22 protein-coding genes and 2 pseudogenes are annotated in these 22,904 nt (G+C 47.5%); 19 read left to right on the top strand and 5 right to left on the bottom strand.

Translation table 11 applies throughout. The annotated features are described in order from the left end of the window. Positions 1–2: 2 nt before the first annotated feature. Positions 3–1,196 carry a M20 family metallopeptidase gene (locus CKW00_RS08095; protein ID WP_095822159.1) on the top strand — a complete coding sequence of 398 codons (1,194 nt, stop codon included), beginning with the start codon at positions 3–5 and terminating at the stop codon, positions 1,194–1,196. Positions 1,197–1,294: 98 nt separating this feature from the next. Next, a pseudogene (locus CKW00_RS08090) lies at positions 1,295–1,907 on the top strand (CadD family cadmium resistance transporter). 89 nt (positions 1,908–1,996) lie between these two features. Here CKW00_RS08090 and CKW00_RS08085 read toward each other — a convergent pair. Both CKW00_RS08085 and CKW00_RS08080 read right to left on the bottom strand, forming a co-directional pair. Then, the gene (locus tag CKW00_RS08085; protein WP_095822158.1) at positions 1,997–2,572 is read right to left on the bottom strand and encodes a cytochrome c oxidase subunit 3; all 576 of its coding nucleotides are present in this window, start codon (positions 2,570–2,572) and stop codon (positions 1,997–1,999) included. Continuing rightward, the gene (locus tag CKW00_RS08080) at positions 2,562–3,341 is read right to left on the bottom strand and encodes a cbb3-type cytochrome c oxidase subunit I (RefSeq protein WP_233129746.1); all 780 of its coding nucleotides are present in this window, start codon (positions 3,339–3,341) and stop codon (positions 2,562–2,564) included. Before CKW00_RS08080 ends, CKW00_RS08085 begins: the two co-directional genes overlap by 11 nt. Between CKW00_RS08080 and CKW00_RS08075 the strand changes: the two are divergent. Continuing rightward, a pseudogene (locus CKW00_RS08075) lies at positions 3,243–3,736 on the top strand (SDR family NAD(P)-dependent oxidoreductase). The gene CKW00_RS08080 and the pseudogene CKW00_RS08075 sit on opposite strands and share 99 nt — an antisense overlap. Positions 3,737–3,811: 75 nt before the next feature. On the opposite strand, the gene CKW00_RS08070 reads toward CKW00_RS08075, so the two are convergent. Further along, positions 3,812–4,405, bottom strand: coding sequence for a YdhK family protein (locus tag CKW00_RS08070; protein ID WP_095822157.1), 594 nt, complete (start codon positions 4,403–4,405; stop codon positions 3,812–3,814). Between the two features lie 219 nt (positions 4,406–4,624). Here CKW00_RS08070 and mhqE point away from each other — a divergent pair, with 219 nt between their 5' ends. The 6 genes from mhqE to CKW00_RS08040 all read left to right on the top strand — a co-directional run bounded on the left by mhqE (position 4,625) and on the right by CKW00_RS08040 (position 10,394). Beyond that, positions 4,625–5,578: a ring-cleaving dioxygenase MhqE gene (gene mhqE, locus CKW00_RS08065; protein ID WP_095822156.1), complete on the top strand. Its 954-nt coding sequence runs from the start codon at positions 4,625–4,627 to the stop codon at positions 5,576–5,578. 51 nt (positions 5,579–5,629) lie between these two features. Beyond that, positions 5,630–6,223, top strand: a complete 594-nt coding sequence (locus tag CKW00_RS08060; protein WP_095822155.1) for an alpha/beta hydrolase — start codon at positions 5,630–5,632, stop codon at positions 6,221–6,223. Positions 6,224–6,304: 81 nt separating this feature from the next. Next, on the top strand, positions 6,305–7,213 hold the full coding sequence (locus tag CKW00_RS08055) for a DUF5996 family protein (protein WP_095822154.1): 909 nt from the start codon (positions 6,305–6,307) through the stop codon (positions 7,211–7,213). A gap of 114 nt (positions 7,214–7,327) precedes the next feature. Beyond that, complete coding sequence (locus CKW00_RS08050) at positions 7,328–7,612, top strand: GNAT family N-acetyltransferase (protein WP_095822153.1); 285 nt, start codon at positions 7,328–7,330, stop codon at positions 7,610–7,612. Between the two features lie 419 nt (positions 7,613–8,031). Further along, a complete protein-coding gene (locus CKW00_RS08045; protein ID WP_095822152.1) occupies positions 8,032–9,234 on the top strand; it encodes an MFS transporter in 1,203 nt (400 codons plus the stop codon). Between the two features lie 11 nt (positions 9,235–9,245). After that, positions 9,246–10,394, top strand: a complete 1,149-nt coding sequence (locus CKW00_RS08040; RefSeq protein ID WP_233129745.1) for a CaiB/BaiF CoA transferase family protein — start codon at positions 9,246–9,248, stop codon at positions 10,392–10,394. A 64-nt stretch (positions 10,395–10,458) separates the two neighbouring features. Here CKW00_RS08040 and CKW00_RS08035 read toward each other — a convergent pair whose 3' ends face one another. Next, positions 10,459–11,313, bottom strand: a complete 855-nt coding sequence (locus tag CKW00_RS08035; RefSeq protein ID WP_095822150.1) for an MBL fold metallo-hydrolase — start codon at positions 11,311–11,313, stop codon at positions 10,459–10,461. Positions 11,314–11,549: 236 nt separating this feature from the next. Between CKW00_RS08035 and nagZ the strand changes: the two genes are divergently transcribed. From nagZ to CKW00_RS08010, 5 genes are all read left to right on the top strand, one after another. Continuing rightward, positions 11,550–13,199: a beta-N-acetylhexosaminidase gene (nagZ, locus tag CKW00_RS08030; protein WP_095822149.1), complete on the top strand. Its 1,650-nt coding sequence runs from the start codon at positions 11,550–11,552 to the stop codon at positions 13,197–13,199. A 120-nt stretch (positions 13,200–13,319) separates the two neighbouring features. Beyond that, positions 13,320–14,171 carry a DegV family protein gene (locus tag CKW00_RS08025; RefSeq protein ID WP_095822148.1) on the top strand — a complete coding sequence of 284 codons (852 nt, stop codon included), beginning with the start codon at positions 13,320–13,322 and terminating at the stop codon, positions 14,169–14,171. 138 nt (positions 14,172–14,309) lie between these two features. Then, a complete protein-coding gene (locus tag CKW00_RS08020; protein WP_095822147.1) occupies positions 14,310–15,395 on the top strand; it encodes a Mur ligase family protein in 1,086 nt (361 codons plus the stop codon). Between the two features lie 21 nt (positions 15,396–15,416). Continuing rightward, positions 15,417–15,773, top strand: coding sequence for a glutamate ligase domain-containing protein (locus tag CKW00_RS08015; RefSeq protein ID WP_408640532.1), 357 nt, complete (start codon positions 15,417–15,419; stop codon positions 15,771–15,773). 110 nt (positions 15,774–15,883) lie between these two features. Beyond that, entirely contained in the window at positions 15,884–17,311 is a 1,428-nt protein-coding gene (locus CKW00_RS08010) for an aldehyde dehydrogenase family protein (RefSeq protein ID WP_095822145.1), read from the top strand. A 137-nt stretch (positions 17,312–17,448) separates the two neighbouring features. Here the strand turns inward: CKW00_RS08010 and CKW00_RS08005 are convergent, their stop codons facing one another. Beyond that, the gene (locus tag CKW00_RS08005) at positions 17,449–18,141 is read right to left on the bottom strand and encodes an HAD family hydrolase (protein WP_095822144.1); all 693 of its coding nucleotides are present in this window, start codon (positions 18,139–18,141) and stop codon (positions 17,449–17,451) included. An 80-nt stretch (positions 18,142–18,221) separates the two neighbouring features. Here CKW00_RS08005 and CKW00_RS08000 point away from each other — a divergent pair, with 80 nt between their 5' ends. From CKW00_RS08000 to CKW00_RS07980, 5 genes are all read left to right on the top strand, one after another. Next, positions 18,222–18,761, top strand: a complete 540-nt coding sequence (locus tag CKW00_RS08000; protein ID WP_095822143.1) for a 3-dehydroquinate synthase II — start codon at positions 18,222–18,224, stop codon at positions 18,759–18,761. Positions 18,762–18,841: 80 nt separating this feature from the next. After that, entirely contained in the window at positions 18,842–19,141 is a 300-nt protein-coding gene (locus CKW00_RS07995) for a rhodanese-like domain-containing protein (protein WP_095822142.1), read from the top strand. Between the two features lie 177 nt (positions 19,142–19,318). Continuing rightward, positions 19,319–20,854, top strand: coding sequence for a BCCT family transporter (locus CKW00_RS07990; RefSeq protein WP_095822141.1), 1,536 nt, complete (start codon positions 19,319–19,321; stop codon positions 20,852–20,854). A gap of 138 nt (positions 20,855–20,992) precedes the next feature. After that, a complete protein-coding gene (locus CKW00_RS07985; RefSeq protein WP_095822140.1) occupies positions 20,993–22,357 on the top strand; it encodes a hypothetical protein in 1,365 nt (454 codons plus the stop codon). A gap of 181 nt (positions 22,358–22,538) precedes the next feature. Continuing rightward, positions 22,539–22,736: a cold-shock protein gene (locus CKW00_RS07980; protein ID WP_008588184.1), complete on the top strand. Its 198-nt coding sequence runs from the start codon at positions 22,539–22,541 to the stop codon at positions 22,734–22,736. Positions 22,737–22,904 lie beyond the last annotated feature (168 nt).

Here is a 22,904-nt window from a genome sequence, read left to right as displayed (position 1 = left end):
TTATGACTTTGACGACGGCACACGACTTACAGGAACACATCGCGAGTTCTATTGAAAACAGGAAAGAAACTTATATTACGACGAGTCACTCGATTCACGATAACCCCGAAACAGGAAACGAGGAATATTTCGCCTCGGGGCTGCTTACCTCTTTGCTGGAAGACGCCGGGTTCACTATTGACAGGCAGATTCCGGAGCACGAAACCGCCTTTTTGGCACGTAAGAAATCTCGACGGCCGGGCCCTGTCATCGGATATTTAGCGGAATATGATGCCCTTCCAGGTCTCGGACATGCGTGCGGGCATAATATCATCGGTACGGCATCGACAGCGGCAGCGATTGCTCTCGGAGAAGTGATAGAGGAAACAGGAGGGGAAGTGGTGGTTCTCGGAACCCCGGCAGAGGAAGGAGGGCCGAACGGAAGCGCTAAGGGAACGTTCGTAAGACATGGGTACCTCCGGGACATAGACCTCTGCATGATGGTCCATCCGCTCGGAACTACTTCAGGTTCCGCTCCGACGCTGGCGGTGGATCCGGTGGATTTTGAGTTTTTCGGTCAGGCTGCCCATGCTGCCAGTAATCCGGAAGATGGAATCAATGCTCTCGATGCTGTGCTTCAGTTATTTAACGGCATTAATGCTCTCCGGCAGCACGTATCTGAAGACGTACGTATGCATGGTGTGATCCTGGACGGAGGAGAAGCCCCGAACATAGTGCCGGAATATGCACGGGCCCGGTTTTACTTAAGGGCGAAGACGAGGGAGAACTGTGATCGGCTCACGGCCAGGGTAACAAAAGTCGCTGAGGGGGCTGCTGGGGCAACAGGTTCTTCCTATACTATGACGAGAATTCAGAACGGGGTGGATAATTTCAACGTGACGCCCGCGTTTGAGGAGATTTTCAAAGAGAAGATCGAAGGGCTCGGGGAAGATTACCGGAAGCTGGAGAAAGGGCTGGGCTCCACGGACGCCGGTAATATCAGCCAGGTGGTACCGACCATCCACCCTTACATCAAAATCGGCGAAGAGAATCTCGTTCCTCATACGAAGGAATTCAGGGAATCGGCCCGCTCGGAAGAAGGGGACGCGGCCTTATTGAAAGGAGCGAAAGCCCTTGCTTTCACAGGGCTCGACCTTCTTTTTGACCCGGAGCTGGTAACGAAGGTGAAAGATGAGCATAACAGTAAGAGAACCTGAAGTTTCCTCCTCCCCTGTCAAAGAAGGCCTGTAAAAGGGCCTTCTTTTGCATATAGAGAGATTTATAAGGGAAGATATACGGGGGGGAGGTACGCTTTATGGTTCAGACAATCATCACGTCAGCGGTTATCTATTCGGCAACTACTCTGGATTTAATCGTGATACTGCTACTTTTTTTCGCAAGGGCTGATACTAAAAAGCAGGTCCGGGACATCTATATAGGATAGTACGCGGGTTCTCTCTTCCTGATTGCCGTCAGCCTGTTTCTGGCTTATGTACTGGAGCTGGTACCCGAAGAATGGATTCTTGGACTGTTGGGGCTGATCCCCGTTTATTTCGGTCTGAAAATCGCTATTTTCGGAGATTCGGAAGAAGAGGAAGTCGAGGAGCGGCTGAATAAAAGTGGCCTCAGTAAACTGATGAGGACGGTCGCTATAGTAACGGTGGCCAGCTGTGGTGCCGATAATATAGGACTGCTCGTACCGTATTTCACTACTCTTTCGTTCAGCGAAGTACTTGTATCACTCCTAGTTTTCATCATCCTGATTTATATACTGGTGTTTACCGCTCAAAAAAATTGTTCACATTACAGGAATCGGTCAGGTCATCGAAAAGTACAGCAGATGGGTGATTGCAGCGATTTATACAGGTCTCGGGTTATTTATCATCTATACGAACGAAACGATTCAGACATTGTGGTCATTCATATGACAGAGTGTGAAGACGAAAGAAACCTCCGCGGGTTCAGGAAATTTTTTTCAACCCGGCGGAGGTTTTTTATTTATATTGTATTTTGAAAGTCAGAAGAGGTAGGGAATATAAACGACGAGAAGAATGACTATCCAGATGGCGTCTACGAAGTGCCAGTAGTAATTGAAAATTTTATGTTTTTCCTTGAACAGGTTGAAAGGCAGAAGTCTCCCCTGCACAAGAAGCACTATCATCCAGCCCAGCCCGAACGTTACGTGGACAGCGTGGAGACCGACTAATACATAGTACGCGGAAAGGAAGTTGTTCGTTGAGACGACGTGCCCTTCCGTGATGAATTTGCGGAATTCTTCTATTTCGAAGTACATGAAGCCGGCTCCGAGCAGAAACGTGATAACGACCCCTGTCATTATCAGCTTCATCTTCCTTTCATTCAGACCCTTCTCCGAAATGAGCAGGGTACCACTGCTCGAGATCAGAAAGATAGAAGCGAGAAGTGTCGTCTGCCACTCGAACAGTTCACCCGGGCGTGGCCCTGTCTGCGGGGGAGTATAAATGAGGTAAGTGGCGAACAGTGTCGTAAACATAATCGCTTCCACAAAGAGATATATGAAAAAGCCCGTCCTTTTGTCGGCAAACAGCTCTTCGGACATCAGTTTACTGCTCATTTTCCTCCTCCTCTCTCTTATATGCCTCCGTGCGTTCATCGGAAAACGCTCTGATGACGAAAGTACTTAACGACAGGATACCGCCGAAGATTTGCATCCACAACCATCCGTAAATGAAACCGAAACTTAAGATGAATAAGCTCCCGGCAAGAAACATCGGCTGGAACGTTCTTCTCGCAATGGGAGAAGGACGGGGATTTTTCGCGACCGGTAACGGCTTGTTATTGATTTTCGACCACCAGAACATGTCTCTGCGGTCGATGACCGGCATCTTTTCGAACGGATGCTCCGGAGGTGGGGAAGGAACGCTCCACTCCAGAGTCCTCCCGTCCCACGGGTCGTCTCCGGCTCTGGCGCCGCTGCGATGGGTTTTAATGATGTTCCACAGGAAAAACAGCATGGAGATAGCCATGAGATAGGCCCCGATACTGCTGATGAAATTGTAGGACCACACTCCGTCTTCCTGTGTATATTCATAGATACGTCGCGGCATTCCGTCGAGACCGGCCAGGTGCTGGAGGAAGAAAGTGAGATGGAAGCCGATAAGGAACAACCAGAAATGCCATTTCCCGAGTGTGTCGTCCAGTATTTTCCCGGTCATGATCGGGTACCAGTAGTAAATGGCAGCAAAGGCTGCCAGTATGGTGGATCCGATGATGACGTAGTGCAGATGGACGTTACAGATCGCGAGTCCGTGCAGAACGGAATAAACAAAACTGTGGAACAGTTCGGCACGGTGGACGTACTGTACAACGGCGCCGGAGTGCACGATGCTTATAAAAATGTCGTGGAAACGGATGAAGATACGTTCGATAAATTAATGAACGTGAATGTGAAGGGGCCGTACCTGGCATCTAACGCCGCAGTGCCGGAGCGGGCGGCAATACCTACGTAACGAGCAAACATGCTATACATGGATTTACAAAACAGCTGGCGTACGACTTTGGCAGTCAAGGCATCAAAGCGAATCTGATTGCTCCAGGATATATTGATACACCTATGACGGAAGGCATTGATGATGAGAGGCTGAAGGACATTCCTGCCGGGAGAGCGGGAAAACCTGAGGAGATTGCTGCAGCGGCCGTCTTTCTTTCCTCAGACGAGTCCGACTATATGCAGGGTGCGGAATTGAAAGTCGACGGCGGCTGGACCGTCGGTCGGTGACAGAAGAATAATCAACATGTACGAAGGCAGCCCGCTTTTTGAGCGGGCTGCCTTCGTACTATCGTTATTCCATTATTACTCTACGGGAGCCAGTTCTTCTTCCGTTACCCACTTGTGATTCTCCACTTGTTCTTCTGTATCGGTTGTCGTGAAATCGACCATGTATACAGTTGTTTCTTTCGCAGAGTCAATTGTGGCTGTGGCTCCTTTCATGCCCTTCATATGAGTGGCAGTCATTACCGCTTCTTCTCCTTCTTCCATCGGAGCTTCTCCCGGGTTTTCAAATTCCTCGTGGATCACCCATTTGTGGTTCTTCACCGGGTCTCCCCCGTTCGTAGGTGTATAGGAAACAGTATAGACCGTTGTGTTAAAAGCTCCGGAAATTGTACTTTCCGCACCTTTCATCCCTTTCATATGTTCGGCTTTGATTTCAGCTTTGTCACCGATTGCAAATTCAGGGTCTTCTGCTTTTTTTAGACCATCCGGTACAGAACCGTCACTGGACATCTCTTCCGCAGAGTGTCCCATTCCTCCCTCAGTGTCTTCTTTTTGTTCTTCCTGTTCTTTTTTGTCACCCGAACTTTCCGTTTCTTCTGAGGAGTTCCCGCATGCAGCGAGTAATGCGGCCAAAAACAGAGCCATTACACCGAAAATAATTTTCTTTTTCATTTATGGATCCCTCCTGAATCATTAATGTCACGTATATGGTACCTTTTCTATGTGCATTTTTCGTGCACCTCCGGTGACAGAATGGCGACAGTATCAAATGTATAAATGTTGACATATAAGGTAACTTATTTTAAGATATAATTATCTTGAAATCGAGATAAAAAATCTTAGACATTTAAATATGCAGATGAATACTATCAATTAAAGGAGTTGTAACACATGACAGACGGTTTGTTAGGAATTCACCACGTAACAGCGATTACGGACGATGCAGCAAGAAACTATAAATTTTTTACAGAAGTACTTGGTATGAGACTGGTTAAAAAAACGGTGAACCAGGACGACATCCAGACGTACCATACGTTTTTCGCAGATGACGTAGGTTCTCCGGGTACAGACGTCACGTTTTTCGACTTCCCGAACATTCCGAAAGGAAGACGCGGCACGAACTCGATCTCGAGAATCGGTCTGCGCGTACCTAACGATGCGGCACTGGAGTACTATCAGAATCGGTTTGAAGAGTTCGGCGTAAAAAATGACGGCATCCAGGAACTATTCGGGAAGAAAGTTCTTCCATTCGAAGAAGCCGACGGTCAGAGATTTCAGCTTTTTTCCGATGAAAACGATGATGGCGTAGCGCCGGGCACGCCATGGAAGAATGGTCCGGTTCCGGAAGAAAAAGCAGTATACGGTCTTGGTCCGATTGAAATCACTGTAAGCTATTTCGATGATTTCAAAAAATTGCTCGGTGACGTATACAAAATGAAGCCGATCCGCGAGGAGGAGAACGTAACGCTTCTTGAAGTGGGCGACGGTGGTAACGGTGGCCAGGTTATTCTGCGAAAAGACGAAACATCACCTGCCCGTCAGGGGCACGGCGAAGTCCACCACGTCTCTTTCAGAGTGAAAGATCACGATACTCTGAAACAGTGGGAAGAGAAGTATAATGAACTCGGAATGGGACACTCAGGAAACGTGAACCGTTTTTATTTCGAAGCCCTTTATACACGCATCGGAGACATTCTCGTGGAACTGTCGACAGACGGTCCCGGATTTATGGGTGACGAACCTTACGAAACGTTGGGAGAAAGTCTGTCCCTTCCACCATTCCTGGAGTCACAGCGCGAACAGATCGAAGCGAAGGTCCGCCCTTTCAACACTAAGCGTTCCTGAACAGGGGAACAGGAAGATAAGTATTTTTTTTGAAAAGGAGTTGTTTTACAAATGGAACATATTTATAAAGAAAACAAAAAAGGAGCCCCGGTATTTATACTGTTGCACGGTACAGGTGGTACAGAAAACGATCTCGTTCCTGTAGCCCAGTTACTGAACCCTGATTATAATATTCTAGGCATCCGGGGAAACGTTCAGGAAAACGGCATGAACAGGTACTTCAAACGTCACGGAGAAGGGAAGTATGACTGGGAAGATCTCGAATTCCGCGGTAATGAACTGTACGAATTCATTACAGAGAAGGCTGAAGAGTATGGATTTAAATTGGAAGATGCCGTACCTGTCGGCTTTTCGAACGGTTCCAATATTGCTATCCAGATGATGCTGAAGCATCCGGACGCTTTCAAAAAAGCCGCGCTGTTTGCACCCCTTTATCCCGCGGAAGTGGAAGAGGAACAGGATTTCAGCGACGTGGAAGTCTTCCTGTCACTTGGCAAAGGAGACCCGATCGTTCCTGAATCCGAAAGTGAAAGAGTCATCAACCTTTTTGAGGAAAGAGGAGCTGACGTTACCACGGCCTGGGTCCAGGGGCATACGCTTACAGAAGATGTAGCGCGCAAAGCGAAAGACTGGCTTAATAAGTAAGGCGGTCGAATGGACAGAAAAAGCCTCAAATGAAAAACTTATTCATTTCTTAACTAACCGAGACCGGGGAGGAGAATTTGTATGCTATACAAGGACTGGGCTGAAGAAAAGACTACGCTTCATCTGTTGTCCCAGATTTTGGGTAAATACCAATTGGAGCTTGAACATAAAGCTCCTCAATGGGAACACGTAATATTGGATATTACGACCCAGGGTGTTTCTACGGGGCTGTTAAGTTGCGACGGGAAAGCTTTTTCCATCGCCCTGAATCTCGTGCACCACCGTCTTGAAATAGTTACGAAAGAGAAAGAAGAATTTATCGATCTGAAGAATGGCCGTACTGTCAAAGATTACTATCTTACTTTAAAACAGATTCTCGAGAACGAAGGCATCGATATACCGATCAATACTGTACCTCAGGAAATGGAGTCGACTATACCTTTTGAAGAGGACACGGAGCATCATCATTACTCTGAACAGGTGTCGGAACAGGCACTCGGGTATTTTCAGTTCGCTTATGAAGTGGAGAAAAGCTTCCTGAACCCGTTCCGTGCCAGAAGAATCAAACCAGGGCTGTTCTGGGGGACATTCGATGTTTCCGGTGCACTCGTATATAACCGTCACGAGCCCTTCGAGGATGACAGTAAAGTGATTGAACGTGCCGCTTTCGATGAACACATGATAGAATTCGGATTCTGGCTCGGGGACGACACGTTTAAAGGACCGACGTTCTTCGTGCTTGCTTATCCGTTCCCTACTTCTGCATTTGAATGCGGTCCGTCTTTTCCGGAAAGCAGTTATTTCGATACGGAGATGGGAGAATTCATTCTGCAGCTTGAAAATGGCGGCGGAGCTCCCACTGCTGCTGATATAACCACTTTTTTTGACGAGTCGTATCATTTACTGAAAGATTATCTGGAGTGGGAAAACTGTGATCATTATCATATCGGGCTTAAGATGAGGGAGAACTTCAAAGACGCCGGCAGGTAAATGGAAAGTCCACAAGTTACAACTGAACCGGGGTACTCACGTAGAAAAAAAGAAAAGTGACTGATCTTACTGTTTCGTGATGAGAAACGAATAGAATTGAAGGAGGTCGTAGCAATGAGAGAGATCAACAAAGATGAAAACAAGTTTTATGCCGGCGAAAATCCTGAAAACCCTTTAGCCGAAATTCACTGGGTACCGACAGGGGAAGACCAGATTATTCTGGACCATAGCTTCGTGTCGGAGGAGTTACGCGGTGAGGGAATGGGCGAAGCCCTTGTCGAACGCGTAGTCGATTATGCACGGGAAGAGGATAAGAAAGTCATCGTGACCTGTCCTTTCGCAAAAGCACAGATACAGAAACACGAAGATTTTCAGGACGTGCTCGCAGAGGATCAATAACAGGCCGCTACATCGGAGGAACAGATTATGGCGCGGAACGTTGAAGCATTTTGAAAAGGTCAGCTTCTTTTGAAGTATTTGACGAAGTCTGTTCTTATCCTCGTCTCTATCTCACGGACGTGGCCAGGGCAGACTTTCTATATAAATAGAGACGGAAAAGGTTTTTTGGAACAGCGGGGCTGCCTTATTGATCCATTGCTCATTGAACCGGATATTTTATTGTTTCTGCAGCTGACTGTATTCTTTGTTAAGCCTCTGTATATTGCCTTAAGAGTTATACCGTATAGAAGACGTTTTGTCTGTTTCCCGGAGAATGGACAAAGCGTCTTTTTCTATATGCAGAGGGAGCGGTGAGAATGTTTTCTTCTCCTCCGCTGGAGGTAACATTATTCCACTATAGATGAGGAAGGAGAAAAACCATGAAACGCTTAGAGATCCCTCCGATTTCAATCCTCGGACTGCTGGCATTAGCTATTATTTTCGGATGGTTCAGATATGGGTACGGGCTTCTTCTGCCGGATTTCAGGGAGTCTTTCGGCTTATCTGCTTCCGTACTTGGAGTGATTTCCAGTTTAACTTTCATCACCTTTCTGACGGGCGCTCTTACCGTCATCATCTTCATTTCCAAGTCGGGACCCAGGCTCATGATTCTCGGTGGTATCCTGACCGCCTCCACCGGTCTTCTAGTAGCGTCACTTACGGATAGCTGGCTGGTTTTCGCTGGGGCCTATCTGGTGGCCGGCCTCAGCTCCGGGCTGACCTGGACCTCCTTCTCTGAAAGTGTAAGTGAAAATGTAAGGAAGCACATACAGAAAAGGACTCTATCCATCATCAGCACCGGCTCCACCATAGGGCTGGTTTTCATTTCCCTTTTATATATCCTTCTTGACGGTGCATGGAGATGGATATGGGGAGGAGGGGCAATGGTCGGGTATCTTATTCTCCTTTGGGCTTATAAATCCGTCCCGTCCCAGCAGAGAAATAAAGAAAGAACCGCTATCAAAATGAGAGATCTTCAGCCTTTATTCACAAAAGCATCCCTCCCGTTTTACCTGGCCTCTTTTCTGTTCGGTTTAACCGAGTCGACGTATTGGACGTATGCGGCAGATTTTGTCACCGAAAATTTTTCCGTTCCGAATGCCAACGCTATTCTTTTTCTAGTGGCGGGGGCCGGAGGGATCTCCGGCCTCTTTGGAGGAGATCTGATCAGCAGGATGGGGATGAGAAGGAGTTTCGTGCTTACTATCTTCCTTTATTCTCTCAGTATCGCAGTACTTTATTTCTCTGACGGCTGGTTTTTCGTGATGACTTCCGCTTTCGTTTTCGGCGCCTCGTTTATGCTTTATGCAGCCTACCTGCCTATTTGGAGCGCCCGCGTGTTTCCGGAAATACCTGCCCAGGGGTTCAGTATTTGTGTGATAATATTAAATGTAGGCGCTATCATAGGTCCGGCCGCTTTTGGGTGGATGTTAACGTTCGCCGCCTACAAACTGATTTTTTGGTTACGGGAGTCCTGGCGTTGTCGAAACTGCTGGTACTTCCTTTGCGAGCACAGGATTATGGAGAAAATGCCTCTTCGTAACGAGCAATGTCAGTCGAACCGTGAAATACATACCGGCTGAGGAAAGGGGAAATGGAAATGTCGCTGCCGCTTGAATCGATACGGGTGCTGGATCTGACACGCTTACTGCCGGGACCTTACTGCACACTGATGCTTGCAGATTTCGGGGCGGAAGTAATTAAAGTGGAGGATCCCTACCACGGGGACTATGCCAGAGGATATGAGCCGAATCTTAACGAAGACAGTACTTTTTTTCATTCACTGAACCGGAATAAAAAGAGCGTCTGTCTGGATCTGAAAACGGAGGAAGGAAAAAACTGTTTCCTGGAACTGGTGAAACAGGCAGACGTTGTGGTAGAGTCTTACCGGCCGGGAGTAATGGAGAGGCTCGGTCTTGATTACGACCGGTTGAAGAAAGTGAATGATCGCATTATATATTGCGCGATTACCGGATACGGCCAGACCGGTCCTTACCGTAATCAGCCCGGTCACGATGTGAATTACATAAGCTATGCCGGTATGCTGAACCTGACAGGAGAGAAAAAAGGAAAACCGATTATCCCGTCCGCCCAGATTGCCGATATCGGCGGTGGGGCGCTGCCGGCTGCTGTCGGTATTCTGCTTGCTCTGCTGGAGCGCGAAAAATCCGGCACAGGGCAGTTTGTCGATATTTCCATGCTTGACGGTGTCGTATCGTGGATGCAGCTGCTTCTCCCTGCTTTTCTTAAAGATAGAGAGGAACCGAAGCGCGGAGAACAAATGCTGAACGGCGGCCTGGCCTGTTATGAAGTGTATCGGACGAAAGACAGGAAATGGCTTTCGGTGGGGGCGCTGGAACCGAAGTTCTGGAAAAACTTCTGCGAAGCGATCGGCCGCGAAGATCTGATTCCTGAGCTCAATGCTCCTCCGGAAACGCAGGAACGTATGAAGGCCCAGATCAGCGGTATTATATTGACGAAAACTTCTTCGGAATGGATAGAAGTATTCCGTGAAGTGGAAGCCTGCGTCACGCCGCTGCTTACCTTTGAAGAAATGATAAAAGATCCACAGATAACGGCGAGAGAGATGATCCGGACATTCGAGCACGATACGCTCGGTTCTGTAAGGCAGATAGGAATTCCTATAAAATTATCAGAAACTCCTGGAATCATCCACTCCCTTGCCCCAAAACTCGGAGAACATACGGATGAAATACTTGAGCAGCTCGGCGTAAAGAAATGAAGCTGACTCAACATGAAAAGCCACCCGTGACTTTCAAGTCGCGGGTGGCTTACGTAAGAGCTGATTATTCTTCATCTTCCACGTGCCGGCCGTAATCCGGTACGGCAATTTCTTCGAAGTTATCGGCCAGATAACTTAGGTTTTTACTGAGTTCGTTATTTTCCATCGGGAGCCCGTGTCCCGTAATGGCCCGTGCCGGGTTCAGGTCTCTCAGTCTCCGGACTGAGGTGTGAGCAGCTTTCCAGTCAGGGGTAAAATAACGGGGAGGACCGCTGATGTCTTTCTTCTGCATAGTTACATCCATCAGATTCTCCTGCTTCACTGTAGTGAAAGCATCTCCCGCAATCAGCGCCTGGTCACTTTTCCTGAAAAAGGATACGTGACCGGGCGTGTGGCCGGGAGTGTGGATCCATTCCCACTCTTCAAGAAACGGTACGCTGCCATCTTGTGGAAGAGGATACACTTTGTCTCCAAGATCTACGGGATCTTTCGGAAAAAGACCGGATAGTTTAGCTACAGCCCCGCCCTGAACGGAAGAATCCGGTTTCATATAAGCTTTTTCTCCGCGCAGAAATGGAAGCTCCCGTTCGTGAGCATATACGGGCACATTCCAGTATTCAACGAGCTCTACTATCGAGCCAACATGATCGAAGTGCCCGTGAGTCAGTACGATAGCTTCAGGCGGGTTGTCTTTACCGAAAGTTTCCTCTGCCCGATTTATGATGTCGTCGGAGGAATTTGGCATGCCGGCATCAATAAGGACCCAGCCCCCGTTAGAGACGTTCGCAACGTAGCATAAGTTCACGATTTGAACAGTGTGGTACCACAGGTTCTCAGCAAGTTTCCCGAATCTTCCGCTTTCCTTCGACGTTGCCGGGATATTTTTATAGTCTTCTCCGTATTGAATATCATCTTTCATATTTCTGCCTCCTTTACCGGTCATTACCTTCATATGTGAATTTTTACCCTTGGAATTTTCTTATGAAACATGAGCGGGAGCCGCTGTCTTCTGAAGCGTAAGATTTGCAGTAAAGGGATAAATTCTGAAATATTTTCATAATACTGAACATCTCATGATTTCATGTATAATGTAGTCACAGTAATTGCCCTGCTTCAGAAAAATAAAACATGAGCGGGGGAGAGCGGAGGCGTAGTATGCGTAAAAGAATGGGGATCATTATCGGTATTATCGTTCTTGGTCTTAGTGTGTTCCTGATTTTCGGCAACGAACGGAGTGAGCCGGGGACCGGGAAAGAGCAAGGTACTTCCGAAAACGAAAACGGGGAAGCCGGTGGTCGTCCGGCGGAAATCTTTTCCCGTGCTGAAAAAGGAGAGGTGCCCGGGGTGCCGTTTACAGTCGGCGAAACGACCCGTGAAGAAGTGCGGGAGAAGTGGGGGGAACCGGAAGAGACAACTGATGAAAAAGGGGAGACTGTGCTGGACTATTCTTCCCGCAACGTGAAAATCGGACTTAGCGGCGACACGGTGACTATGCTGAAATCGGATAGGAAAGAAGAGAGTTCCTTCGGCATCGACGATGTTAAGTCCCACAAAAAGCCCGACCGTACGGAAAATAAGGGAAGCGGAAAGGACCAGACGCTCGTCTATGCGCTTTCCGGAGGACGCGTGCTGGAGTTTGTTTTTCCCCGGTCTGACGATGAAGCGAAGAAAACAGAAGTGGACTACGTGACGTTGAGTGCGGGGGCAAAAGAAGCGTCCGATACGAAAATCAGTAACATGAGTCTTGATGAAAAGATCGGTCAAATGATCTTCGGCGGCGTCAGCGGTACCGGGATGAATGAGGAGACGAAGGAAGTTATTGAAAAATATCACGTGGGCGGTCTTATTCTGTTCGGCAACAACATTACGAGTGCCCCTCAGACCGTCGATTTTCTGAATGAAATGAAGCAGGTTAATGAAAACAACCCTTATCCGCTTCTGCTCGGAGTGGACGAAGAGGGCGGACGGGTCTCACGTATGCCTCCGGAAGTCACTAAACTTCCGCCGGGCGGGGAGATAGGAGAGCTGGAGGACCCTGAACTCGCTTTTAAAACCGGTGAAATCCTCGGGGCACAGATGAATGAACTCGGCTTTAATCTGGATTTCGCCCCCGTTCTGGATGTGAACAGTAACCCGGACAACCCTGTCATCGGAGACCGCTCCTTCAGCAGCGATCCGGAAACCGTAAGCGAACTCGGTATTCAGGTAATGAAAGGAATTGAAGAGCAGGGAGTGGTACCTGTTATCAAGCACTTCCCGGGGCACGGAGACACGAGTGTAGATTCCCATCTGAACCTTCCGAAAGTGACGAAAAGTTATGAAGAGCTGAAACAGATGGAGCTTATTCCGTTCAAACAGGCTATCGAGGCGGGAGCGGACGTCACGATGACCTCCCACATTCTGCTGCCGGCATTCGACGACCAGTATCCGGCTTCGATGTCCGAAGCGGTGATTACGGACGTCCTGAGAGACGATCTTGGTTTCGAAGGTGTAGTCATTACGGATGATTTAACGATGGGGGCTATTACGAATGAATACAGTGTGGAAGATGCGGCCGTGGAGACGGTGAAAGCCGGAGGGGACCTGCTTCTTATGGCGCATGACTCCAACCTGATTTCCACTGTTTTTAACGAACTGAAAGCAGCTGTCGAGAATGGGGAACTGTCGGAAGCAAGAATAAACGAGAGCGTCGAGCGCATCGCAGATTTGAAGGAGAAATATCAGATTACCGGGGAAGAGACGCCCCCGCCTGACTTTCAGCCTCTTAACCGCAAAGTGGAGGAAGTTCTTGAGCGGGTGTCCTGACAAACACTATTAAAAGTTCTGCTGCAGGGAAAGGGAGAAGGATGGAACGTTTTCATGATCCGACGTACAGCAATATAATTCCGCAGGAGATTTTTCAACTGCGAACCGGGAGGAAAAAGCATGAAAGAAATCATCTTATCCACCGAAAGCGGTGCCGACCTGCCAGAGGATTTGAAAGTGAAATACAATCTTTACACAGTTCCTATGCACATTATTATGGATGATAAGGATTATCCGGATGGCTCTCTCCCCGTGGAGGAGATCTACAGTTATTATGAACGCACGAAAAAAATCCCATCCACTACGGCTACGAACGTACATGAATATGAAGAGCTTTTCACTGCAATTCGGAAGGCACACCCGGGATGCGATATTATTCATATCGGTTACACCTCCAAGGCATCTTCCTCTTTTCAGAATGCCGTCATCGCTGCGGAAGAATTTGAGGACATACATCTCATCGACGCATTGAATGTAACAGGAGGGCTTGCTGCAGTCGTACTTTATGCTGCAGAAATAGTGAAGAAGGAGCCTGAAACGGGAGTAGACCAGCTTATAGAAAGGATAAAACGGACGGTACCGAAAGCCAGACTGTCTTTTATCCCGGGCAGTCTTGAGTTTCTGAAAGCAGGCGGCCGGGTGAGTAATGCAGGATCACTGATCGGAACGCTGTTGAAAATAAAACCCCGGATAGACCTGAAAGACGGAAAATTGATTTCAACGAAGAAATACCGGGGGAAAATGAAAGGTGCCGGGAAGAAACTGCTCCACGATTATTTCAGTGAATACAACCTGGATCCCGATCAGCTGTATTTCATTTACTCTGCCGGTCTGGACGAGGAAACCAGGCAATTGATGGAACAAACAGCTGAAGATTACGGTTTTCGAAATATCAGATGGATTCAGGCAGGGGGTATGATCTCCACACACTCCGGACCCGGCGGTTTCGGGGTGGCCGGCCTCGAGAAATGAAAGCAGATGTACAAGTCAGGGTAGTCGCCCCGGCTTGTATTTTTTCCGTTCACTCGTATAATGAACTAATACATAACGAAATCAGATTTTGACAGCAGAGCAGAAATCCATTCTAAGATTTATAAAAGGAGTCCAGCTATGAAATTTGATCGGATAAACCATATATTGAAAGAAGAAGCAGTGGCACTCCCGGACGGATTGCCGAATGTAACGATTAAAGGAATAACTTATAACTCGCAGGAGGTGAAGGACGGGTACCTTTTCTTTGCAATTGAAGGATATCAGAGAGATGGCCACGACTATATCCAGGATGCGGTCGGGAAAGGTGCGGCTGCGGTTGTGGGGGAACAGGGGGACGTGGAAGTCTCCGTCCCTTATATCCAGGTGGCTGATGGCCGGAGAGCATTGAGCGTGATCAGCGATTACTATTACGGCTTCCCGGCAGCAGACAAGACGGTGATCGGAGTAACCGGGACCAACGGCAAAACTACGACCGGCCACCTCTTAAAAAGTATGTTTGAAGAAAGTGGGGTTTCCTGCGCCCTTTTCGGCAGCACGGGTAATATCGTCAACAAAGAAAAACATCCGGCAGGGAACACGACTCCCACGTTACTGGAAATCAACAGGCTCCTTGCGGTAAGTGATGATGAAGTTGTAATTGTGGAAGTGTCTTCCCATGCTTTAACGCAGCACAGAGTGGAAGGTCTTGTGTTCGATTACGCCCTCTTCACCAACCTTACCCACGACCATCTGGATTATCACGGTTCCATGGAGAATTACTTTGCTGCTAAGAAGAAGCTGTTCCGTATGCTGACAAAGAAAGGACAGGCGGTAATCAACACGCAGAATGAATGGGGAGAGAAGCTTGCCGGTGAACTGAGGAAAGAGAATACTTCCGTCGTGTCTGTCGATGCCGGAGAAGACAGTGATGTGTACATCAGTGAATATGACGATGGGGCCGGGGAACTCCTCCTTCGTCATAATGGAAAGGAAATCTTTCTGGAACCATCGATTGCCGGTATCCACAACATGTATAACATAGCTATGGCATATGGTACCGTGAAGCTGATGGGAGCAAGGGATGAGGCAGTCGCTCGGGCGGTTACCGGTTTCAAAGGAGTGGAAGGAAGGTTTTCGGTCCACTATTTATCCGGAGATCGTACAGTAGCGATCGATTACGCCCACACCCCGGATGCCCTGTATCATTCCCTGGACACAGTCTGAAGTCAGTGCACCGGTAAATTCATCCATCTGTTCGGTTTCCGGGGGGACAGAGACGAGGAGAAAAGAGAAGAGATGATTACAGTTTCCGCCAGAATGAGTGATCAGTATATCCTGACTCTCGATGACCTTAATTCAGTTTCAAAAGAAGAGATGGAAAAGATCCTTTATGAGATTCAGCGCCGGTACGGACGGGGGAACGGGGAAGTCATTCCCGATCGTACCCTGGCTATCGAAGAAGCTCTGAGAAGGAGCGGAGAGAAAGACTGGGTGGTAATTACCGGTAAGGGGGAGGAGTCTTATCAGCAGGAATATCATTACCCTGCTCCCACTGATTCGGAGACGGTTTTTTACCTTGAAAAAAGCACAACCCGGAGGTAGCTCTCTCCTGCACGACGGGTGCCTGATGTTTAACATTTGCAGAATTAGGAAAGACTCTCCTGTGTAGATAAAGATAGTACATTCAGTGAAAAATAAAGGAGGCTTTCATTATGAAACGATATCTTAAACACTATATTAACGGAGAATGGGTGGAGTCCACCGGTTCTGAAACGACAGAAGTCATCAACCCCGCTACCGAAGAAGCGTTCGGAGAGATAAGCCTCGGAACAAAAGAGGATCTGGACAAAGCGGTGCAGGCTGCACGCGATGCTTTCCCTCACTTTTCACAAATGCCTAAAGAGGAAAGAGTGAAAATGCTTGAGGATATTGCCGAAGAGTACAACAACCGCAAAGACGACATTATAGACACGATTACAGAAGAACTCGGTTCTCCTGTGGAAGTTTCGGAAAAAGTCCACTTCATGATGGGGTATAACCACTTCGCCCAGGCAGCGGAGTCGCTGAAGAATTTTCCGTTCATCGAAGAACATGAAGGACATACGAGGATGAAAGAGGCGAGTGGTGTCAGCGGCCTGATCACTCCGTGGAACTTCCCGACGAACCAGACATCGACGAAGATTGCCAGCGCTTTTGCTGCAGGCAGTCCTGTTATATTGAAACCGGCGGAACAGACGCCTTTTGCAGCGTTTATTCTTACGGAAATATTCGATAAGGTAGGCGTTCCAAAAGGTGTGTTCAACCTGGTGAATGGTACCGGAGAAGTTATCGGGGACGGCATAAGCTCTCATGAGGATATCGATTTCGTTTCCTTTACCGGGTCGGGAGCCACAGGTGAGAAGATTATGAAAAACGCGGCAGAAAATATTACGAATGTAGCGCTTGAGCTCGGAGGGAAATCTCCATTGATTGTGCTTGATGACGCAGATGTGAAAGATGCCGCCCGTGCAGCTTTGACACACATTACGAATAATACCGGTCAGGTATGTTCAGCAGCTACAAGGACCCTTATTCCTTCTTCGATGAAGGATGAATTTGAGCAGGCGATCAAAGACGTACTGCCTGAATTCAAAGTAGGAGACCCGCATGGCGGAAATCATATGGGGCCGATCGTATCCCAGAAGCAGTGGGATACTGTCCAGTCCTATATGGAAAAAGGGACAGAGGAAGGCGCCACGCTTCTCGTCGGCGGCCCGGGGAAACCCGAAGGTCTTGAGCAGGGATACTACGCGAAGCCGACTGTCTTCACGGAAGTCGACAATGACATGGTCATTGCACGTGAAGAAATCTTCGGACCCGTCATGTGTGTTCTCACATACGACTCCCTCGATGAGGCTATCGAAATCGCCAACGATACGGAGTACGGTCTTGCGGGATACGTATACGGAAAAGACGAAGAGAAACTAAGAAAAGCTTCCGCAGGTATACGCGCCGGCCGTGTTAAAGTCAATGATACGAAAGCGGACTTTGCTGCACCGTTCGGTGGTTATAAACACTCAGGCATCGGCAGAGAATGGGGAGACCACGGTATTGAAGAGTACCTGGAAGTAAAAACTATTCTGGGGTACCCTCATAAGTAAAGTTCCGGAGACGGTTCCTTCGTCCTGACAGGGATGAGGGATTCCGACGGAAAAAAGAGTGATTTTCTTTAGCAATACAAGAAAATCACTCTTTTTTTATAACGGACAGGGAGGACTTGGGATGAATCGCCGGAGATTTATTTCCCCGGAAATATTTGATTCTGTTCGACGGGTATAGTCTCCCAGTTCAGCTGATCGGCCACTTTTTTAAGTCTCGGTTCCGGCTGTACCGCGACCGGATTCCCTACGGCCTCAAGAACGTCGAGGTCGGAAAAACTGTCTCCGTACGCATAACTGCCGTCCCAGTCGATGACGGCCGAGCGGAGATGTTCCATCACTTTTTTCATTTTCCGGTCCCCGTTCACGTGCTGGATCCGTTTTTTATGGTCGAGGTAACCTTCTTTGTAGGGAACTTCTGTGCCGAGCACGAGATCAAAAGGCAGATCGTTCGTAATCGTTTCAAGCATCGGTTCGAAAGCGCCGGAGACAAGCACCGTATAATCTCCCCGGTTTCTGTGCCACTCCAGACGGTCGAGTACTTCCCGGTTCAGCCTTTTCTTCATCTGATTCGCAAGCTGGGCGAAAAATTTATCCACGTCTTCACGGGACGTTTTCTTAAAAGAAGAAATATAACTTCTCATGGAGTCTTCCTTCATTTTTCTTTCGGGATAGAGTTTCAGTTTGTAAGCAGTATACATAGGAGTTATCTTTCTCATGAAAGTGTTGTATTTTCTGTAATGCATCGGGTGTGTCTTAAGATGGGTCATCATGAGCGGGAAGGTTTCTTCCGGAAACAAAGTACGGTCAAAATCGAAAATGGCTACTCTCATCAGAATCCTCTTTTCGTTTATAGTAATACTAATAGTATAGAAGAAGGGTAAGTTGGAAATCAACCAAAGGAGAATGCGATATGAATGAGGAAAAATATATGGAAGTCACTAAAATCGAAGAAATCGGAGAAGGGGTGAGGGTATGTCTGGACTTCGTGGATATACTGAAGCCCGTTGATGGGGTGTTTGTAGGGAACACGGGGCACGGATATATCAAAGTACTCGCAGAAAACAGAGAGTCGGAAGGGTACCCCGCACGTCCTTTCAGGATCAATGCAGGGGCGCTTCATCAGTATATTCGTCAGGGTGAACAGACAAAATACCTCCATGAGTGCCGGGCGGGCGAAGAGGTCAGTATTACGGACGGGGAAAAAGAGCGGACGATTCCTCTCGGCCGCGTAAAAATGGAAAAACGTCCGCTTTTACGGGTGGAATGTAAGGACGGAAAACAACTCGTCTCGGTCACTCTACAGAAATCGGCCAGTGTATATGTAAGTGAGAAGGAAAAAGGGGAATGCCCTTTACTGGAACTTAAAGCCGGACAGGAAATTCTCGCTATCTCAGACGAGCCGGGGAGGCATCTCGGTACAAAAGTGGACGAAGAGATAATAGAGAGATAAAAAGTTTTGGAAAATGTTTTTTTGTCGTGCTGCTGAGGTAAACAGGGAACAAAGATTGAATGATAAAAGGAGGTTCATAGATGGCTATAGAAATTGGTGAAGAAACCCTGAAACAGAAACACAATCATAAGAATGTGGAAGTGCTCGATGTCCGTACAGATGAGGAAGTGAAAGAAGGCATGATCCCAGGGGCTATCCACTTTCCTTTGGATGAGATAGAAAGCAGGCTGAGTGAACTGGATAACCACAAAGAGTACGTAACAGTGTGTGCTGCAGGCCCCCGCAGTACCCAGGCTGCAGATATCCTTACAGAAAACGGGATACAGGCCCAGGTATTGAAAGGTGGCATGCGCGACTGGAGTGGCAGTATCAGTAAGTAGAAGCTCTCCAGGTTAATAGATTCAGCCTCAGGTGGATTCCTGAGGCTTTTTTATCCAGGAGATCACCTGCTTGAAAACCCTTTTGTTAGAAAATATGTTTAAACATGTAAATGAGTGGGGATTGTATAGTCGTTCTGCTTAAATTAAGTAACGAAAATATATATTAGGAGGATTCGAATGGGAAAGAAAGGTCTTATTGATTACAAAATATTTATACCCGCCTTATTGATTGTAATCGCCATTAGTATCCCTTTTGCCATGTACGAAGCAAAATCACTGGAGCTTTTGAACTCCATTTTTGATTCAATCGTCACATCATTTACATGGGGATATCTGTGGTACGGAATTATATTAGTTGTAGCAGGTTTGTATTTGTCATTTTCAAAATACGGAAAGGTAGTTCTTGGTGACCCCAAAGAGAAACCACGGTTCTCGTTGTTCGAGTATTCTTCCATACTTATCGCCATGGGACTCGGTTCCACTATCATGCGTACCGGTATGCTTCAGTGGACGTCGGTAGCCAACGATCCGCCCGCCGGAGTGGAAGCCGGGTCTCCGGAAGCGATACTGTGGGGAAATGCTTACAGTATGTTTCTATGGGGATTCCAGGTATTTGCGATATTCGTTCTGATCGCCCCTGCCATGGGCTACATTCTGCACGTGCGTAAGCGTCCGCTTATGCGTGTATCGGAAGCATGCCGGTCTTTATTCGGAGATAAATTCTCAGACGGAATAGGCGGAAAAATCTTCGACATTCTGTTCCTGATCAGTATTCTTTCCGGCGCTGCTGTTACTCTCGGCCTCGGCGCTCCGATTGTAACGTACAATTTGGCTCACCTTATGAATATTGAAATCACGTTCACATTAACGCTTATCGTTACTATCGTCTGGGTGTTTTTATTCTCCCTCAGTGCCTATGCAGGTATCGAAAAAGGGATCAAGAGGCTCAGTACGCTAAACATGTATCTTGCCGGAGCATTAGGTCTGTTCATTATCTTTGCAGGCCCCGGGATATTCATTCTCAACTATTTCTCCGACAGCGTGTCTTTCCTGATTTCAAATTACATCAATCTTTCATTGAACACGGATTCCGTTCATGAAGGCGGAATGTCCCACGTCCAGAGTAATACCGTATTCTTCTTTGCCTACAGTGCAACGTGGGCGATGCTGCACGGCGTGTTTGCGGCTAAAATCTCACGCGGTCGTACGGTCAAGGAAATGATTCTCACCTATTTCCTGGCACCGACTCTGATCTCATGGATAGCTACCGGCATACTCGGTGGCCTTGGAGTGTATCAATACCTGAACAAAGATATGAACATTCTGAAGCTTGTCCAGAACGAAGAGAGAATGGCAGCAATTCCTGAAATACTGTCCACTCTGCCTCTCGGCTGGCTTGCTATCACTCTTTTCATGATCGTTGCCCTGATTTTCCTTACGACGACGCTGGACTCCACGACTTATACCGTAGCGGCTTATACAAGTACGCGCGATATGAGTAAATTCGAACCGCCGAAAACGCTCCGCATCATCATAGCTGCGATTATTACCGTAGTAGCTTTAGTATTGATGCGTATCGGCGGTCTGCCACCGCTCGAAGTCGTCTCCGGTCTGATGGGACTCCCTATTATAGTCATTCAGTTCATTCTCATCTGGGCAGCTATAAAAATGATGAACGAAGACGAGGCATTCAAGTATAATATAAGGAAATGATACAGCTTCTCCCCGATACTTCAGAGGTATCGGGGAGTTTTTATAAAGCAGACGGATCGCGGGCTCCTTTATTGTAAATACGGACTTCTATAAATAGAGGGCCGCCCGGATTTTACGGTCGGAGGATGGGAGGAATATATGAGGGAATTTCTATACAGTCACCTGTACATTTTTTATTCGGCGGTATTTTTACTGAATATCATACATATATTCACTGAAAACGATACGCTTTATTTCGTTATCGGCGTTTTTAGTATCGTAATGATTTTACTCGCGTTTCCGAGAGCATCACGGGTGTTTCGGATTCTCGGCACAGTTCTGCTTACAGCCGGAGGATTTTTCTTCATTTCGGGCTCTCTTTCACTTCGGGATATACCGGGGTTATTCGCCGGGAACGTCGGACTTCTGCTTCTCTTATCCGTGCTACCGTGGATGAACAGTGCCGTGAAAGCGGGACGCTACAACAAATTGCTTAAGGATCTGCTGCAGTCAGGGACAGGAACACTCGGGCAGCTTTACGGAAGAAGTGAAGCGACGATGGTGTCGCTGGCTGCTTTTCTTAATCTTTCCTCGGCTACGATTTCCCAGGACTTACTGAAAGAGCAGTTAAGCAGATTCAGTCCGGAGGTGAGAAACAGCTTTGTTTCCATGGCTACGTTACGCGGCTACTCCCTCGCGCTGCTTTGGAGTCCGCTTGAGATTTTACTGGCGACCTCCATTTTCATTACCGGAGCAAATTATCTGCAGGTGCTCCCGTGGATGCTGCTCATTTCTCTGGCCGGTATTTTTCTGGATACACTGGCAGGTCGCCGGAAATTCGGGAGTCACGAACTGCAAAAGGAAACAAAACAGAAAAACAGTTATGGGAGAGCGAAGTTGAAAGAGTTTATTCTGGCACTCATTCTGTTTTTAAGTGTGGTAGTCTTTCTTGCGAATGTCATAGATTTTGAATTTCTTTTCTCTGTAACTATTGCCATCGTACCTTTTGCTTTTCTGTGGAGTACGATTTTGAAAAGACGGAAAAGTTTCTGGTTAATCGGATGGCCGGCCTGGAAGCGGCATACGAACCGCCTTGATAACTTTATCGTACTGTTACTGAGCCTTTCCGTTTTAACAGAGACGCTGAACGCCTCTCCATATCTTGAACTGCTGCAGCAGCCGGTCATCGCCTACAGTGATTCTCCTGTAGTCATTATGATCATCATTCAGCTGACTTTTCTGCTCATGACACTTGCCGGAGTTCATCCACTGGCTACTATGGGGATATTCGGAGGGATCAGCGGACTCCTTATGGAAGCTCTGCCCCCTGTTACTCTGGCCGTTCTGTTATCAAGTTCGGCGATCGCTACCGTCCCTTCTGCCCCGTATGGACTGATCGTCACCATCACTTCCGTCAACTTTCAGATGAATCCTTACCGTATCGTCTGGAAAAACCTCCCCTTTACAATTATTTGTGGAAGTATCGGTACTGCCGTCGCTTTGCTGACGATGATCGTGCATTAGTATAGATATATTTGAAAAGGGGTTGCTATTTGATAATAACGGTGCTATAGTAGTAATTAACTTATTGTTGTTCGGAACGAAAGCAACGAGCATGAGTGTGAAAGCTTGTCGTCTTGAATGCACGTCGTGAGCAGGAATAGTAATACATTGGTGATTAAGAATCACCGCAGGAGGAAACAATATGTTACAAGGTAACGTGAAATGGTTCAACGCAGAAAAAGGTTACGGCTTCATCGAAGTAGAAGGTCAGGACGATGTATTCGTACACTTCTCCGCTATTCAAGACGAAGGCTTCAAAACACTTGAAGAAGGTCAAACAGTATCTTTCGAAATCGTCGAAGGTAACCGTGGACCACAAGCTGCTAACGTTCAAAAATAATTGTTCGTTGCTATAGGAAATCCCCGCGTTCATTGCGAACGGGTAGTGAACCCCGGAAGTTAGAGTAAAAAATCTAACTTCCGGGGTGTTTTTATGTCCAAGTATAGTGAAGAATTTAAGGTAAAGGTGGTAAGGGAATATCTTGAGGGCTCTCTGGGGTACACTTCA

Origin of the sequence: Salimicrobium humidisoli (assembly GCF_002295105.1) — a bacterium.
In the GTDB taxonomy this organism is placed as follows: domain Bacteria; phylum Bacillota; class Bacilli; order Bacillales; family Halobacillaceae; genus Salimicrobium; species Salimicrobium humidisoli.
This window is presented reverse-complemented; position numbering and strand designations above follow the sequence as displayed.